Raw genomic sequence first — 16823 nt, 5'->3', positions numbered from 1 at the left:
ATTATACCAGTATATTTCTATCTGTCAAAATTATAATTCACTAATTAAATCTGAAATTGACTTTGTGGTAACCATGCCCTTTTCAATGCCTAAATCATCAAGAATTTCATCTATTTTTGATTGGTTTGTAAATTCAATTTCCATATATGGGTGTGGGTAGGTATTTTTATCCCAAGTGTCTATATCAAATCTCTGACCCTTGTACCTATATGATATTCTTTCTTTATTTCCCTTGTATTTTAATTTTACGCCCATTTTATCAAGGATTGAAGTCATCATAGATACAGAATCAATATGAACTGTAAATTCATTATTAATCCTTACATCCTCATCACCCTTTACTTCCTTAAATGTTAGTTCTATTGGATTTCTCTTATCATCTACAAGGCTTTCCCTAATCCTTAGATATCCTTTTTCAAATTCTCCATTTTCTGGTTCAAAAGTGTAATTTGTTTGCATTTCCCTACATATTTTCTCTGCCCCAAGGCTTATTAATTTTTCTTCAATTTCCTCAGGAATTATATTTAAAACTTTAACTTCTATTTCTCTTTGCATTATCCTATCCTAACTGGGTCAAAATCTACATAATCACTTGATACACAAACTAAATTGACCCCTTCATAATTTCCTTCCTTTATCAACCTATGACCATTCCCATGGAGGTGACCATATATTACAGTATGGGCCTTAAACTCTTTGGCTAAATCAAAAAATTCATTCAAAGAACCGTCAGTATTTATCGGTGGGTAGTGGAGATTTATAATTAACTTTTTATCAGATTTCAAACTTCTTATTGAATTTTCAAGTCTTAGAAGCTCTCTTTTGAAAATTTTCTCATCATGTTCAGTGAAATCCCTACTATCCCTAGAAATCCAACCTCTTGTTCCGCAAATCAAATAATCTTCAACTTCAAAAGAATTATTTTGCAAAAACTCTATTGAATTAAGTCCCAACTGATTTAGTTTATTTAGAGATGACCACCAAAAATCATGATTGCCCTTCATCATTATCTTTCTACCTGGAAGGGCATCTATTTTCGCAAGATCTATCTTTGCATCCTTGATATCCATAGCCCAAGATATATCACCTGGAACTAAGACTGTATCTTCATCTTTTATTCTATTTTTCCAATTTGTGAAGATTTTCTCTTGGTAATTTTCCCAAGCATCTCCAAAGACCTCCATAGATTTTTCTTCAGTATAATCTAAATGTAGATCAGCTAGAGCATATATCATCTATCCTCCAATTGTATTCTATTAACATCAATATTTTCAGCTTCAAAAAAATCTTCTTCTCTTTTATGACAAGTAAAATAAATTATTTGCCTTTCAGAAGATTCATCTAGAATCAAATATAAAAACCTAATCAATCTTTCTATATCAAAGTTTATGAAGGCATCATCAAAAATCAAAAAACAATCTTTAACAACTTCTTCTACAAGGCTTAATTTCATAGCCAAATTAACTTGGTCAAAAAATCCTTTCGACAGCTGGTCTTCATTATAAACAAAACTAGACTTATCTCTAATTTGACTTTGTAAGTCCTTATCAAAACTAACTACAAATTGTGATTTGCTGGCCTCGTTCAAAATAGTTTTAATTTTCCTATTTAACTTATCAATATCTGCCCTATTCTCACCAGCGATTTCTAGAATAATTTTTTTAGCAAGCTTAATTGCTTCTATTTCTTTCTCTATTTTTTCTAGTATATCTCTTTGATATTTAAGGTCATCACGTAGACCTGCTTCTTTTTGTAGTATATTATCAACTGATAAAAGTTCTTTTTCTTGAGAATGTATTTTTAGTCTACGGTCTCTTATTTCAGATTCAAGTTTTGAAATTTCTTTAAGTTCTTTTATATTATCATAGTCTGTAAAATCAAGATTCTTTGCCTTGTCATCTACTATTAAACTTAAGTCTTGTTTTTTTAATATATCCAAAACATCTAAAATTTTCTCTCTTTCAGAAAGAAGATTTTCATATTTTTCAAATCTACGCCTTAGACTATTATACTCAGCTTGATTATTTCCTCCATCTTCGTTAAGAGGCCTTAAAATAAGATAGATAAAAGGTAGGCTTAAAAGTAAAATATAGGGATTTTTAGAAAATATAACTAATAAGGCTAAGCCAAGAATTGCAAAGGTGTAGATGAGTCTATAATCTTTTTTTATATCCTTTGATTCTTCAAGTGTTAAATTTTCTTTATCTAATCCCTCAAGGTCAGCATAAGCCTCTAACTCCTTATCTAATTCAAAGAGTTTATCAGACCACTGCCTATAGGATTTAAAATTTTCATCTGATCTTTTTTGCTGATAAATTTGATTAGTTTCTTTTTTTGTTTTGTATTCAATTTCACTATCTGAAAGAATACTTTTTTCTTCTTCTAATTTTTTAAAAGACTTATAAAAATCTCTTTTTAGCCTATCAATTTCAGCAATTTCAACATCTAAATTTTCTATTTTTTCTTTTGTCTTATAATACGGCTTGGTATAAGCCCTATCAGTGCCGAGTTCTCTTAACCTGTTATCTAAAATTTCCAAAGCATTTTTGACTGAAAAATTATAGTCTACATCAGATGAGGACAATTTTTCAAGAATTTTCTTCTTACTATCTGAACTAATTTCCTGTATTTGTTCTGATGATATATAAGATTTATAAATATCATAATCAATCCCTAGAAAAAATTTACCAGGAGCATTTAAGTCTGATTTTTTAATATCCAACTCTTTATTGCAGCTTAAATTTGTAATCCTAAAATCTCCATTATCAAAATTTCTATAAAGCAAATATAATTTATCATTTTTTCTAATTTTCATCTCACCAGCATAGATATAAGATGACTTTGGCCTATATATTTCTCTTTTATTCGAAAAACTAATCCTTAATTTTCCCTCATCAAAACCATAGAACATACCTTCTATGAAATTTTTTATTGTTGTTTTTCCGGTTTCGTTTAAACCATAAATTAGGTTAAAGGAAGGCTCTAGCTTTATTATTTCATTTTGAAATTTACCAAAAGACTTAATATTTAATTCTTCAATAAAAATCCTAGTCATCCTTGCTCCTATAAATTGCATCTAATCCTAATTCTAGGGCTCTTTTTTCTGTATCTGATAGTTCTTCTGGAAATTTTTTCCAATATTTTTCTAATAAAGAATTTGGATATAGGTTAACTAGGTCATAAAGCGACTCAGGTTCTGTTAACCTTATTTCAAGATGATTAGCCCTTATCCCCTCCTTAATCTTTTTGGTATTAACTGTGCCATCAATGTTTAATCTTAAATAATTTTCCTTATTAGATTTAAGTTTAGAATTCACATATGAAATCAATTCATTTTCGTCTTTAAAATTATCTAAGTTTAATTCTAAATCATAAAATTGCATTATCGATGAATCAATATGAGTGATTTCTCCTTGATCAAAGAGGATATAACCATAATCATAAATATCTGAAAAATCGCTTGGTTCTATAGACCCAGCATAGTATATATTATTTCCAAAATTTTCCCATTTGTGGATGTGACCAAGGGCAACGTAATCAAAGCCTATTTTCTTTAATTTATCTAAATTTAAATTTAAATATGAAGACTCAGGATTATTTATTGTAGCATGTACCAGTAAGATATTAAAATAATCAGAATCTAAGTCTATATCATAAGAAAAATCTTTACTAAAAATCCTATCCCTATAGGATAAGCCATATATTCTTGTGGAATTTATTTCGTAATACTCAAGATTTTCATAATTAAAAATATGGAGATTAGTAGGTTTCATTTTAAAAATAGCCTCATTTTCTTCTCCAATATAATCATGATTTCCTGCTACATAAAAAACATCTTTGCCAAAGTCTTCAATACAGTCAAAAAGTTCTTTATAATCTTTAAGTGTAAATAATGACCTTTCATATAAGTCGCCAGCAATTAATAAAAAATCTAAATCCTTATTGTTTCTTAAAATATCTTCCAAAGATTTTTTATTATTTTCTCTAATCTGATTTGAAAGTCCACTTTTAAAATCAAACCTATCTCCAAGATGGCAGTCAGCTAGGTGGATAAATTTCATATAAGATTTACGCTTTCTATCAATCTTTTGTCATTATTTATATTGTAAACTGTAAGTGATCCGTTGTCTATCCAAAAAGATTGCCAATTATCAAGATCTTTTAAAATCCAAAAGAGACTTGATCTTATGGCTATGCCGTGACTTATAGCTAGTATATTTTTATCTTCTCTAGTTTTTTCATCTAGAAATGATGAAAGTCTATTAATTACATCTCTCCTTGATTCTCCATTTGGATATGCTAGGTCGAAGTAGGATTCTTTTTCTTTTTGGAAAAAATCCTTATATTTTTCCCTCACATCATAAATGTTTTGCCCCTTAAAATCCCCAAAATCCATTTCATTTAATCTTGTATCTACCAAATAGTCCTCGTAACCCAAAATCTTCGCAGTTTCTTGGCTGCGTATCAAGCCCGAAGTATAAACCTGGTCAATATCGTAGTTTTTTAAAAGTTCTTTTGTCTTATCTAGTATATATAAACCTGATTCCTCTAGTCTGGTGTCAGGTGTAGAGTATTTTTTTTCTATATTTGCCATGGTTAAACCATGTCTTACAAAAATAATTTTCATATTCCACCTCTTTAATAATTATAACAAAGTTTATCTTTTTATCTAGTTTTGCAAAATAAAAGACGGTTTCCCGCCTTTTATCATTCTCCACTTGACATGGCCTCAGCCATATCAATTTTCTTTAATTTTTTGTGTACATATACTAAAATAATTATCGATAATATTAGGGTAATGGTCGCAGAAACTATAAAACTGATTGGGTGAAGTTTGTAGGCAAGCATAATATTTCTTGGTGCAACCAGATCAATAATGTACCTAAACATTAGGTAACCAAGGCCAAATCCAAATATTATCCCTAAAATTGTTAAGATGAATATTTCCCTATAGATATATGAAGTCACCTCTTTAGGATAAAATCCTAAAACCTTGATTGTCGCAAGTTCTCTTTTTCTTTCACTTACATTTATATCAGTAATATTATATAAAACAACACTTGCTAGAACAGATGATATAAGTGTAATAACTACTATTACAAGGTTTAGATTTGCCAAAAGAGCGTCCATTGAAGCATAGGCCTTCCCAGTATTAATAACTGCGAGTACTGATCCAGTATCTTCCAACTTCTCAATTATCTCATCAGGATTGCCTTTAATGTAATTAGCATTTACTTGTACTTTTTCATTAGCTAATTCCTCGTAATAATCTTTTGATAAGTATAAATAATCTGCTACGTAATTTTCTGCTATGGCTCCAATTTTTACCTCAAGAACCTTATCATCTACCTTGATTTTTATGGCATCCCCTGTTTTTATGTTGAGTTTCTTACTAGCATTTTCGGTAAGGACAGCCTTAGCTTGTTCTAAATCTATTGGATTTTTCCTATTTTTTCTTAAAGTAACAAAATCTTTATAGGATTTATTATCATTTGGAATTACAACTGATATCTCAAGATCTATACCATCTTTAGCTAGGTTTGCCGAATCATTTTTAATTGGTAAACTTTCGTAAGATTTTATCTTATCATCGTATTTTGCCTTATCTTCATCACTTGCCTTTTCATCTAAAATCGCAACTGCCTTATAGTTATGGATTTCATTTTGCTGGATAGAAGCTGTATCCTTTAGAGAATCAATCATTGCAAAACCAAAAAATATAAGAGCTGTACATCCTGCTACACCAAAGATTGTCATAAACATCCTTGACTTGTACCTAAAAAGATTTCTAGCAGTAATTTTTTGCATAAAGGACAATCTTTTCCAAATTGGTTTAATCTTTTCTAGTAAGATTGTGGATCCTCTTTCTGGTGAAAGTGGCATTAATAACCTTGCCGGAGTTTCCCTAACAGTTGATTTTGATGTAAAGAAAACAGTAAGGCTTACCAATAGTGATGATAGGATGATAGAAGCAATTATCACCATAAATGAGTTTACATACTCTACATTAAGGATTTCAAAACCAGTAGAATAGGCATCAAAAATTACCTTGACTATTATAAGTCTTCCTAGAATTCCACCGATTACCGACCCAATTATGGTTGGTATTAAACCATAAATATAAAATCTTTTGGCAATCATTTGGTTGGTATAGCCAAGAGATTTTAATGTACCGTTTATTAACCTTTGTTCTTGGATATATCTTTTCATAGTTGTAAGGGTCACAAGCATGGCTACCATGTAGAAAAAGGCTGGGAATACCTTTGAAAGTGAATCCATGTTCAAAGAATTTTTATAATAAGTATCAATACCTTGGTTATCAAAAATTGTCTCAACTTTGTATTCTGGGTCCCTAAGTTTAACTAGGGCTTCTTTATTATCAGAAATTTTCTTTTTGCCGTCTTGGATTTTTTCCTCTGCCTCAGTTTTTTTGTCAGAAAATTCCTTAAGACCCTTCTCATAATCAGCTTTAGATGTGACTAGCTTTTTGTAAGCATCTTCTAATTTTCTTTTTCCATCTCTTTTATTAAAGGCAAGCTTATCCCTTCCTTCATAGTACTGAGTCCATCCTTGGTTAATTTCTCTTTGGTTTTTATCAATTTCTGCTTGACCAGCATTAATTTTTGCAAGGCCTTCTTGTTTTTGAGTTTCAAATTCAGCCTTACCTTTCTTATATTCAGAAAAGCCAGCATTTAATTCAACCTCTTTAGCTTCAATTTCTTTTAGTGCTGATATAAGTGGTGCCTTTTGTTCTTCAAGCTGAGCCTTAATTTCTTCTTCGCTTGGAATTTGTTCAAGACCTGATGTATTTCCACCGCTATATTGATCTAACAAAGTTTCTTTTTGTTCATTTGCTGCCTTATCTATAGCATCTATGCCATTTTGTATTTCTATTTTTTTCTCTTCGATTTGGCTTTTTACTGAATTTAATTCTTTTAGTTTTTCTTCTAAGAGTTTTTCATTTTCAGATATTTTTGCTTCATATTCTCTTTTTGATGCTGCCAGGGATTTTTTAGCATCCTCAAGCTTAGATTGGCCATCTTCTAATTCACTCCTAGAGTTAATTAGTTTATTTTCACCATCACGGATTTCTCTTTCAAATTTAGACTTATTTTTTTCATACTCATTAAAACCGTCATCAAGTTTAACTTTTGCATCTTGAAGGTCTTTTTCAGTTTTACTTATTTTATCTTCTGCTTCATTTATATCATCTTCCGCATCTGAGATTTTGTCATTGGCGTCAGTCTTAATTTTCTCTAAAACTTCCTTTGGTCTGAGATATATATCATCTTCGATTTTTTCCTTTTTGCCTTTTACAAAACTAATATATTGGTCGCTAGTTTTATCCATTTCAAAGGTATCTTTGTAGGAAATATTTATCTCGTTGAACTTATCACTTGTGAAATTGTCAGCATTTACAAAGGCAAAGCCCTCGATTTCCTTTTTGCCTACAGGAGAAAGTTCCCTCATATCCTCCATTATTTTTTCACTGGTAGAAAAAAATCCAACCACCTTATATTTAGTATTTTTTATCTTGGAATTCTCTTTTTGATCATCATTTATATATGAAAAATTAACCTCATCGCCAATTTTATAATATTTTTCTAAGGACTTATCAAGAATAATTTCCCTATCATTTTTAATTAGGTCTCCCTTTTCAAGGTTAATTTTCCCAAAACTTTTGTCAAAGGATTTTAACCTTATTACTTTTTCTCCATCCATCAAATCCAAAGTTTTTATATAGGAAATATCGTCAATGTCCTTATCATTATCCAAAAGGATTTTATCCTCGTAATCCATTGGATAAGTTGATTTCACAATTATATCTGGGTGGCCAAACTTATCTAAAGATGACCTCAAGCTTTTTCTCATAGATGGGCCTGTTAGGTTTAAGGCAACAATTACCATTGTAGCAAGCCCAACCATAACCCCTATAGAAAAAACTTTTCCCTTTGTTTTTTTAATATCTCTTAGGATATTTTTTATATAGGTCTTATTCATACTACCACTCAAGTTCTTCTACTGGAACAGGATCTTCATTTGTATAAGCATTTAAAATCCTACCGTCTTTTAACTCTATTACTTCATCTGCCATTGGTTTTATAAGTGAATTATGGGTTATTATTATGACTGTAGAATTAAAAGTCCTTGAAGCATCCTGGAGGAGTTTTAAGATATTTTTTCCTGTTTTATAATCAAGAGCACCTGTAGGCTCATCGCACAAAAGAAGCTTTGGATTTTTTGCTAAAGCCCTTGCAATAGCAACTCTTTGCTGTTCACCACCAGAAAGTTGAGAAGGGAAATTACCTTCTCTTTTAGAAAGTCCGACTTGGTCTAAAATCTCATCTGCATTTAAAGAATCCTTAGAGATCTCACTGGCAAGCTCTACATTTTCTAGGGCTGTGAGGTTTGGAATGAGGTTATAATGTTGAAATACAAAGCCAACATCATCTCTGCGATATTTGGTAAGGTCATTTTCATTAAGCTTGCTTAAATTTTTCCCGTCTATAATAATATCTCCGCTAGTCGCTTGTTCCATACCACCAATTATATTTAAAAGTGTTGTCTTTCCAGCACCTGACGCACCAACAATTATTAAAAGTCTACCCTCGTCTAGGTTAAAACTAATCCTGTCGTTAGCAAGTATTTCAGACTGGCCAGACTTATATTTTTTGCTTACTTCATTTAATTCTATATAAGACATAGAAACCTCAACTTTCTTTATCCTTATTCTTTATTTATACCCATTTTGTCGCAAAATAAAAGAGCCAAAGGCCCTTATATATTTTTAAATTTTTCTCTCACTTCTTGTATTTTTCCGCAAGTCATCTTGCCTTCAGGGCATGGACCTGATATACATGATGGACCAGCAGATGCGAAAACATTTGGATAAATATCTTTCACTAATTTTACCATCTGGTCAGACATCTCCCTTATCTCCCATTGGGCCCTGTTACAAGACCTAAGATTAAAAAAATGTAATAGTGTTCTTGCATTCATTGTAAAAACTATTTTTGTTTCGCATGCATTAGGAAAAACATACCTAGCATCTTCAATAGCCATCTTAGTAGCTTTTCTTTTTGCAGATTTTTCGTCTTCTCCCTCATTTAATAGGTCTTCATAGTGCTTTTTTGTAAGAATTTCTGCTAGCTTATCGTAAGCCTCTTGATCTTTTTCCATGGCTTCGATAAAAATCTTCCTAGCTTCTGGATTTTCCTTTATGTGACGAGGTATTACATATTCAAAACCATCTAGTTTTACATATCTTTGAGACTGTTGTGAATAAGAGGCAAGCCTATGACGAACAAGTTGATGGGTTAGAGTCCTTGAGACACCTTCAACCGCGAATGTAAAGGAAATATGCTCGATTGGACTTAAGTGCCCCAAGTTTGCAAGCATCTTTACATACTTAGCTATTGAATCAGGGTCTTGTTTTTTAGATATTTCATCAACTCCAACAGGAGAATAGCACAATTTTCCAGCCTGAGCTATTGTTTCTTCACCATTTTTTGTATAATTTAATAAACTAACTTTTAACTTTGTTTCTGCCATAACTTCCTCCTAATATTTAAAAGCATTATACCTCTAATTTAATTTGGAGCTTTTTTTAATAATTTTTTATAAGACTTATCGATTAGAATAGCACCTAGAGGGGCGGTAATAATTATGCCTAAGACAGCTATAGATAAAATCGCCATCCCTGATTCAATACCATTAGCAAGGGCAACTGACCCTATTGCTGCTTGAACAGTAGCTTTTGGTGTGTAGGCTAGTATTGTAAATATTTTTTCATTTTTACTAAGTCTACTTCCAGCAACTGAAATAAATACTCCAATAGACCTAATTAAAAGTCCTAAGAAGATTAAGGCAATACCTATAAAGCCAATTCTTGTCATATATTTGATATCAACTTCTGCTCCAACAAGGACAAATAATAAAATTTCTGCGAAAATCCAAAGTTTAGCAAATTTTTCTGAAAGCCTTTCAACAACACCATCGTCTGCTTTTATCTTATAAGAAGAAGCCATAGCTATAACAGCTAAAAGACCTGAAATTGGGATTATTTCTTTAACTAGGCCTTCAAGACTTACAAGCAAGAAGGCAAGGGCTAAGATTATAATTACCTTAGAAGAATTCCTAATATAAGATCCATTTTTATATCTTCTTTCAAAAAATAAGTACAATAAATAACCAATTACGATACCAAATCCAATACCCAAGGTAATTGAAACTGGTACTTTTAATAAAGATTTAAAAGAAAATGCGCTTCCTTTGGCCATGGATAAAAAGCTTGAAAATAAAACCAAAACAAAAACATCATCACAAGATGCCCCCGCTAGTATCATTTGTGGAATAGATTCATCCTTGCCATAGCCTTCATCAATAAGTTTTACCATCCTAGGAACAACAATAGCTGGAGAAACCGCAGCCATAACGGCTCCCATCAATAATCCATCTATGAGATTTAAATCTAAAATCTTTGGGACAAAAATAGCATAGGCTAAAATCTCAAAACTTGCTGGTAGAAATGATAACAAAATTGCAGATCTGCCTACTTTTTTTAGATCTCCTATATCAAGGCTTAACCCTGCCTTTAATAAAATTACAATTAATGCAATAGTTCTTAAATCTGGTGATATTTTCAAAATATTAGCATCAAGTAAATTCAATACTTGTGGTCCTAAGATAATTCCTGTAAGAAGCATTCCAATTATCCTAGGTAGTTTTAACTTATCAAAGATTTTGGCAAAAACCATACCCACAATTAAAATAAGTCCGAGTGATAAAATCATAAACTCTCCTTTCTAATAAAAAAGCTGACAACCCTACAAAAATGTAGAAGTCATCAGCAAACGCGTTTTAGATTATAATTATCAAGGGAGTACTTCATTCCCTAAAATTATTATATGCACAAGTCCTATAAAATCAAATTATTTTTAATTAATAGGTTCAAAGTTTTTTCCAAAATCACTTGATTTATATTGTTTTTCATTGCCATTAATATCTTTACAAATAATTAAAAAAGACCCATCCTCTTTTACAGATCCAGAAATATCTGGGCTTGTATCAGGAATCTCCGATATAAATTTTATTTTTCCATCTTTAATATCAACAAAAAACCGCCTTGACCTGGCCCCTGCCCTATCTACTTCAAGAAGACCGAAATTTGAATTTGGAATTTCTTTTACATCCTCCAGAGCAAAATCATTTAGCCTTTGAGTTTGGCTTTGGATTTCTTTTTCATTTTCATTTTCTGCAGGTATTTTTACATCATTAGTCACTTTATCCTTGTTTAGATAAAATTTAAGACTCGCTCTTGTATCTTTGTTTGTTATTTGATCAAGGTTTTTAAAAGTTTTCTCACTATCCTCAAATGTCATCTTATCCATAGTTATAAAATCTTTCCTATAAACCACGTATTCAAAATCAACCCAGCCTTCATTTAAGAGATAATATTTTTCTCCTTCATAAGTAAAAGGAATATAGTCCTTAAAAGCAAAGATACTCATAATCAAAACCACATATCCTGCCAAAAAACCTATTCCAATCATAAGAAGAGTTGACAATAGTTTTAAATAAAAATTAATATTAAGGTCTGTAAATTTTAATATAAAATATATTTGAGATGCAAAAAATGACAGTATTCCTAGCCCTAAAAATATATTGTTAAATAGTGGAATAAAATCAATTTTTGCACACAAAATAAAGCACAAATATAACAAAGGAAAAGATCCTATGTATAAAATAAAATAAAAAATTCCTTTATTTTTTCTCATAATCAATCCTTATTAAATCATATTTTAAATAATTTCCAAACTTAACAAATAAAAAATTGTACTTCAAACAACATTATTTTGTAGCTTTACTTATTACAAAAATAATTATAGAAATAAAGAGTAAAAGAGTTCCTTTTATAATATTCATATCTATTTGAAAATTAAATATTAAAATACCTAAACAAATGTTCACTAATAATGATGGAAGCATTGATTTTAGGTTTTCTAACCCAATTCGCAAATCAACCTCAAAATTTCTTTTATATCCCCCATTATAAGACGGAAGTCCCTTGTGGGAAAATAGTAAAATAATATTTTCAACCCCAAGTATATAAAAAATTAAGGTAAATAATATTCTAAATTCAAAGTTTATTTTTCTAATTAAAAATATTTTGGAAATAATACCTATTACCAAGGAAGAGATAAGAATTATAAACCCTACAAATAAAATTGTAAAAATATTTTTACTGAATATGTAATTAAGTCTATCTTTTCTGTTGTATAAATTTTTAAAATCATCATAAAAAAGAGCATCTGTTGTAATATATCTAAAAATCCCACTCGTTAGGACTCCAATACCCAAACAAAAAATCCAATAAGGCATACTTAGAAATGCAAAAACAAATAAAATTACCAATCCAAATATAAACCATAATAGGTCATAGCTTCCATCATCTACAAAAAATTTCTTAACTGTTTTTTTTAAAAAAATAGTATCCTCCTTTTATAATTTAAAAACTTTTGGCATCTCAATTGTCAAGACATCTATAACATCATCAAGACCAATTATCACAAAATGAATTATTTCATCATCTCTAACATAGTCGACATCTTCTTTTAATTTATCAATCATCTCTGAATTTTTACTATAATAAAATGGATAATATTCGTCAGATGGATCAATCCGCCACCTTGGCTTATAGGATTCTGCTGTGTCCTGGTATAAATAAACTGTTTCATAAAATAAAATACCGATTTTATCTAAACCTGACTCGCTTTCTAAAGTCACTTTAAGTCCCTCATGATTCCAACTTATATCGACAATGAAAAGTGGCTCTGGACTTAAATCTTCTATAATATACTTTTTAAAATTTTCCATATATACCTTTTTATTTTTATTATAAAATAAATTTACTTAATATGCAAAAATATACTTTAATATTATAATTTAGGATATATTTATATATTTAAAAAAACAAAAACAGCCCCGTAAAGAGCTGCTCTCATTGATTTATTCTGTTCTAATTAGATCAATTGTTGGTCTGTTTAGAATTCTTTTTAAAGATAAGTGATAGATCAATAGATTTATCGCATAAACAACCAGTGCAAATCCCAAATACATTTTATAATCAAAATATTTCAAGAGTATAAGTAGACTAAATTGTGGTGATAGTATAGATATTATTACCATCACAGTAAGACTGATAAAACTTACTAATAGAAAAGATTTGACTTGTTCCACGAAAAATTCTTTTTCATATTTTCCTTTTAGGTCACCTATGTCCATACCTGATGAATACAGGCTAGCAATTTCTTTTTTTCTTGAGATCAGGGATAGATTTATAGATGCATATCCATTTGTCACATTTAGTATAAATATAATTAGGCCAACTGCTAATGAGATATATAGCAAATACTTCAAAGAAGATGCTTCTTGCTCTTCTATTTCTTTGCCTACAAATATATCATATCTTTCATTGATTTGAAGAGATTCTCTGAGTTTATTTTCTATAAATTCTTTGGCACTTGATAGGTCTTTGTCATCTATTTTCATCTTCAATGTATATGGATAGTTTAGATATTTTTCATCCTTAGCTTCTTCAACCAAGTCAAAATATGTTTCATAGTCAGTAAAAATATTTACTACAAAGGGAAATGGCTTAAATTCAAACTCGCCTGTATCGTATATTTCCTTTGATATCTTTATTTTCTTTTCAAATCCAACCATGGAAATATCTATATTTTTAGGGTCTTTGAAATATTTAACCATCTTGGCTTTTGCAATTGGTTCTAATGGATCAGCTTGCACCTGGTTATATAAGATAAATTCTCCCTTAGAGCCTCCAAGTTTTTCTAAATCATCTATATCCATTGCAATAAGGTTGCCTTGCAAATATTCTTGCGATTTCTTTTTAAGTATTTTCATGATTTTTTCATCTAATTTATACTTTTTTGCTTGATCAGATAAGTCGAGATTATTATTAACACCTATATACTTATCCTTATATATAAATGACTTTTGACTTCCTAACTCTTTTTCTATATACCTTAAAACCTCAGGTACTTTCTTATCTGAGCTATAGTAAGTAGTGACAATATTATAAGAACTATCTTCATCATAATAGTCCCTAAAATACTTACTTATAGAAATTGATAATATAAACATAGATATTATTAAAATACCAATGGCTGAAATATACCTTTGACTTTTGATAGAAGAGAGATTATTATTTCTTAATTCCTTCCATAGGTCTTCATCTTTCTTTTTCTTTGACCTGGATAAGTCGATATTTCCCCTTATACCATCTATTATATTAATTTTAGAAATCTTTCTAGCTGGTTTTATTATCGATAAGCTCATTACAAAAAATGAAACTAATAATATGAGTCCTGTTAGTAGAGGATTAAATGTAACATATTCAAACTTTGATATTTCTAGGTTTTTTTGCGAATAGCTATATAAACCATAAATTAAGAAAAATCCAGACAAGTGGCCCAAAAGCACAGGGATGATTGAAATAAGACCTGCTTCTTTAAATAGTAACTTATATATTTGAAAATCTGTTGATCCTATTGATTTATAAATAGATAGTTCTTTGATTTTTCTAAGTCCCCAGACCCAGAAAATATTCCTTGTAAAAAATATAAATATTACAATCATAAAAAGAAGAAAAAATATCATCATAGCCTTAGCCATTATTTTTTCTAGCCAAGTATCATTTACTCTATAATATTTTTCTATTCTTTCGTCAAATCTCATCTCTATTTTTCTGCCGAGTCGTTTTGTGATCTCATCTTCAAATATTTTTTTATTTAGATGGACATCAACAAAATCATCAAATCTTAATACCGCTGGTTGAGAGTCCTTTGTTGTATCAAAGATTAATCCATAGGATAGACCAGCATATTTATTGTAAACATCTTCATAAATTCCAACCAAGTTATAAGATTTGATTTGATTTTTTTCAAAACTTTCTTTTTCTATTTTTGAATTTGTAGGGTCTAATTCTTTTTTACCAAGAAGTCTTTTACCAAAACTTATAGGGATTTCATCTCCTATTTTTAATTTGTGCTTTTCAACAAGAGATTTTGATAGCATTATCTCATTCGGATTTTCAGGAAATCGTCCCGCTTCAGTAAATGAAAATTCTCTCATTTTGTTAATATGGTCATCCTGTCTATAGATAACTACTAAATCATCATCAAGCTTTGCACTTGTGAAGTCCATGTTTAATCGACCAGCTTCTTTGACACCATCTATCTCTCTTATTTTTCCAAGCTCTTCTTCGCTTAGGTGGTCATCTATGTGGGCATCAGCAAAATTTGACGCCCTTGTTTGCATATAGTTTGCATCCAAGTTTACCTTGGCAAAATAAAATACAACTGTAAAAAACAAGGAAACAATAAAAACTGAAATGAAAATCGGAAAATTCTTCTTATTCATTTTTTTCATCTCCTATGATTTTCCCATCGACTATGGTCACAATTCGATCTGCCTCTAGAGCGATCTTTTCGTCGTGGGTGATTAGGATTATAGTCTGTTTTAGGGTCTTATTAAAATATTTAAAGATTTCAATTATTTCCTTTGAGTTTTTCCTATCTAGGTTGCCAGTTGGTTCGTCAGCTAAGATTATTGATGGTTTATAGATCAATGATCTTGCTATGGCAACTCTTTGCTGCTGACCTCCAGATAATTCACTTGGGAAGGAATAAAGTTTATTTTCTATGCCAAGTTTTTTAACTAAATCTTCTAAAACATCTTCATGGATTTTTCTCTTATCTAGCTTTAAAGGTAATTCTATGTTGTGCCTTACAGTTAGATTTTGAATTAAATTATAAAATTGATAGATTAATCCTACTTTTCTCCTGCGAAATAAGGCCAATTCCTTTGATGAATATTGGGATATGTCGTTGCCGTCTATATAAACTTTTCCATCACTTGGACTATCTACCCCACCTATGATATGTAAAAGAGTTGATTTGCCAGATCCACTAGGGCCTACAATGGCTACAAATTCTCCTCTTTCTATTGTGAGATCAACTCCATCTAAGGCCACCACCTTGGAATTGCCTTCCCCATATTCTTTTCTTAAATTTTCTACTTTTAAAATTTCCATACTTTCCTCCTTAATTTAAGGTAAGTATATAAAAGTAAAGTGATTTTTAGGTGACATTATAAAATTTCATTTCAAATCTTGCACCATCTTTAGTATTATCAACAGATATTAATCCATTATTATTTTCAACAATTGTCTTTGCCATGGCAAGGCCAATTCCAAATCCCTTTGAGTCTGGTGTTTTATAAAAACGCTTAAAGATTTTTTTAATAGAATATTTGTCAATTCCCCCACCATTGTCTTCAACAATTAGAGAAGTGTAGAGAGGATTTTTGTAAGATGAAAGAGATATTTTATCACAGTCTTGTCTATTATCTGCATTTTTTAAAATATTAATAAGGGCTTCTGTTAGCCAATAAAAATCACCTAAAATAATATTTTCTTTTAAGTTGTTTTCTATTTTTATACTTGTAGATTTTTTTATATTTAAGGTGTCTATAGCGTAGGTCACTAATTCATCAAGATTAATTTTCTCTTTTTTCATAAGTTCTTTATTTGCATCAAGGCTTGATAGTTTGAGCAGAATATCTGATAAAGAATTTAGTCTTTGAATTTGTCTTTTTAAGATTCCTATATCATCATTGTCTGGGTAATCAGTTTCCAAATTTTCGACAGAAAAAACCATAGAAGTGTGAACTGACCCCCAAAAGTTAGACCTAAAAACTAACTAAAGGAGGTCAGTTTTTTAATGGCAAAATATAGCACAGAA

14 protein-coding genes, 1 pseudogene and 1 riboswitch are annotated in these 16823 nt (G+C 30.2%); all 15 genes and pseudogenes read right to left on the bottom strand.

Annotation, left to right across the window (positions count from 1 at the left end; all coding sequences use genetic code 11):
• Nucleotides 1-30: 30 nt before the first annotated feature.
• Nucleotides 31-555 carry a class IV adenylate cyclase gene (locus AC1EJ5_RS02410; RefSeq protein ID WP_223420233.1) on the bottom strand — a complete coding sequence of 175 codons (525 nt, stop codon included), beginning with the start codon at nucleotides 553-555 and terminating at the stop codon, nucleotides 31-33.
• Complete coding sequence (locus AC1EJ5_RS02405; protein ID WP_308748856.1) at nucleotides 555-1235, bottom strand: metallophosphoesterase; 681 nt, start codon at nucleotides 1233-1235, stop codon at nucleotides 555-557. The genes AC1EJ5_RS02410 and AC1EJ5_RS02405 overlap by 1 nt, the downstream gene beginning before the upstream one ends.
• The gene (locus AC1EJ5_RS02400; RefSeq protein ID WP_308748857.1) at nucleotides 1232-3055 is read right to left on the bottom strand and encodes an ATP-binding protein; all 1824 of its coding nucleotides are present in this window, start codon (nucleotides 3053-3055) and stop codon (nucleotides 1232-1234) included. The genes AC1EJ5_RS02405 and AC1EJ5_RS02400 overlap by 4 nt, the downstream gene beginning before the upstream one ends.
• Nucleotides 3048-4061 (bottom strand): metallophosphoesterase family protein, encoded by a 1014-nt coding sequence (locus AC1EJ5_RS02395; RefSeq protein ID WP_479814347.1) that lies wholly within the window; start codon nucleotides 4059-4061, stop codon nucleotides 3048-3050. The genes AC1EJ5_RS02400 and AC1EJ5_RS02395 overlap by 8 nt, the downstream gene beginning before the upstream one ends.
• The gene (locus AC1EJ5_RS02390; RefSeq protein WP_308748859.1) at nucleotides 4058-4627 is read right to left on the bottom strand and encodes a histidine phosphatase family protein; all 570 of its coding nucleotides are present in this window, start codon (nucleotides 4625-4627) and stop codon (nucleotides 4058-4060) included. The genes AC1EJ5_RS02395 and AC1EJ5_RS02390 overlap by 4 nt, the downstream gene beginning before the upstream one ends.
• An 80-nt stretch (nucleotides 4628-4707) precedes the next feature.
• Nucleotides 4708-8001: an FtsX-like permease family protein gene (locus tag AC1EJ5_RS02385; RefSeq protein WP_479814345.1), complete on the bottom strand. Its 3294-nt coding sequence runs from the start codon at nucleotides 7999-8001 to the stop codon at nucleotides 4708-4710.
• A 1-nt stretch (nucleotide 8002) separates the two neighbouring features.
• Complete coding sequence (locus AC1EJ5_RS02380) at nucleotides 8003-8704, bottom strand: ABC transporter ATP-binding protein (RefSeq protein ID WP_479814343.1); 702 nt, start codon at nucleotides 8702-8704, stop codon at nucleotides 8003-8005.
• Nucleotides 8705-8778: 74 nt separating this feature from the next.
• The gene (gene thyX, locus AC1EJ5_RS02375) at nucleotides 8779-9552 is read right to left on the bottom strand and encodes an FAD-dependent thymidylate synthase (protein WP_348937049.1); all 774 of its coding nucleotides are present in this window, start codon (nucleotides 9550-9552) and stop codon (nucleotides 8779-8781) included.
• A 38-nt stretch (nucleotides 9553-9590) separates the two neighbouring features.
• A complete protein-coding gene (locus AC1EJ5_RS02370) occupies nucleotides 9591-10793 on the bottom strand; it encodes a cation:proton antiporter (RefSeq protein ID WP_479814341.1) in 1203 nt (400 codons plus the stop codon).
• 37 nt (nucleotides 10794-10830) lie between these two features.
• A riboswitch (Fluoride riboswitch) is annotated at nucleotides 10831-10904 on the bottom strand.
• Between the two features lie 33 nt (nucleotides 10905-10937).
• The gene (locus AC1EJ5_RS02365) at nucleotides 10938-11510 is read right to left on the bottom strand and encodes a hypothetical protein (RefSeq protein ID WP_223420224.1); all 573 of its coding nucleotides are present in this window, start codon (nucleotides 11508-11510) and stop codon (nucleotides 10938-10940) included.
• Between the two features lie 340 nt (nucleotides 11511-11850).
• The gene (locus AC1EJ5_RS02360) at nucleotides 11851-12360 is read right to left on the bottom strand and encodes a hypothetical protein (RefSeq protein ID WP_479814339.1); all 510 of its coding nucleotides are present in this window, start codon (nucleotides 12358-12360) and stop codon (nucleotides 11851-11853) included.
• 141 nt (nucleotides 12361-12501) lie between these two features.
• Entirely contained in the window at nucleotides 12502-12876 is a 375-nt protein-coding gene (locus AC1EJ5_RS02355; protein WP_479814337.1) for a hypothetical protein, read from the bottom strand.
• Nucleotides 12877-13008: 132 nt separating this feature from the next.
• Entirely contained in the window at nucleotides 13009-15441 is a 2433-nt protein-coding gene (locus AC1EJ5_RS02350) for an ABC transporter permease (protein WP_308748867.1), read from the bottom strand.
• On the bottom strand, nucleotides 15434-16114 hold the full coding sequence (locus AC1EJ5_RS02345) for an ABC transporter ATP-binding protein (RefSeq protein ID WP_479814335.1): 681 nt from the start codon (nucleotides 16112-16114) through the stop codon (nucleotides 15434-15436). Before AC1EJ5_RS02345 ends, AC1EJ5_RS02350 begins: the two co-directional genes overlap by 8 nt.
• A gap of 46 nt (nucleotides 16115-16160) precedes the next feature.
• Nucleotides 16161-16745 (bottom strand): annotated as a pseudogene (locus tag AC1EJ5_RS02340) (sensor histidine kinase); the annotation flags it as partial.
• Between the last annotated feature and the right edge of the window lie 78 nt (nucleotides 16746-16823).

The sequence above is a fragment of the Anaerococcus sp. C0059F3 genome (genome assembly GCF_056590475.1).
The sequence above is the reverse complement of the archived record's forward strand: the minus strand, read 5'-3'. Positions and strand labels throughout refer to the sequence as shown.

Coding starts and splice junctions, on each gene's coding strand:
- AC1EJ5_RS02395 (WP_479814347.1), bottom strand. CDS start 4,061: ATGAAATTTATCCACCTAGCTGACTGCCATCTTGGAGATAGGTTTGAT.
- AC1EJ5_RS02400 (WP_308748857.1), bottom strand. CDS start 3,055: ATGACTAGGATTTTTATTGAAGAATTAAATATTAAGTCTTTTGGTAAA.
- AC1EJ5_RS02405 (WP_308748856.1), bottom strand. CDS start 1,235: ATGATATATGCTCTAGCTGATCTACATTTAGATTATACTGAAGAAAAA.
- AC1EJ5_RS02365 (WP_223420224.1), bottom strand. CDS start 11,510: ATGAGTATCTTTGCTTTTAAGGACTATATTCCTTTTACTTATGAAGGA.
- AC1EJ5_RS02410 (WP_223420233.1), bottom strand. CDS start 555: ATGCAAAGAGAAATAGAAGTTAAAGTTTTAAATATAATTCCTGAGGAA.
- AC1EJ5_RS02380 (WP_479814343.1), bottom strand. CDS start 8,704: ATGTCTTATATAGAATTAAATGAAGTAAGCAAAAAATATAAGTCTGGC.
- AC1EJ5_RS02350 (WP_308748867.1), bottom strand. CDS start 15,441: ATGAATAAGAAGAATTTTCCGATTTTCATTTCAGTTTTTATTGTTTCC.
- thyX (WP_348937049.1), bottom strand. CDS start 9,552: ATGGCAGAAACAAAGTTAAAAGTTAGTTTATTAAATTATACAAAAAAT.
- AC1EJ5_RS02390 (WP_308748859.1), bottom strand. CDS start 4,627: ATGAAAATTATTTTTGTAAGACATGGTTTAACCATGGCAAATATAGAA.
- AC1EJ5_RS02385 (WP_479814345.1), bottom strand. CDS start 8,001: ATGAATAAGACCTATATAAAAAATATCCTAAGAGATATTAAAAAAACA.
- AC1EJ5_RS02345 (WP_479814335.1), bottom strand. CDS start 16,114: ATGGAAATTTTAAAAGTAGAAAATTTAAGAAAAGAATATGGGGAAGGC.
- AC1EJ5_RS02370 (WP_479814341.1), bottom strand. CDS start 10,793: ATGATTTTATCACTCGGACTTATTTTAATTGTGGGTATGGTTTTTGCC.
- AC1EJ5_RS02355 (WP_479814337.1), bottom strand. CDS start 12,876: ATGGAAAATTTTAAAAAGTATATTATAGAAGATTTAAGTCCAGAGCCA.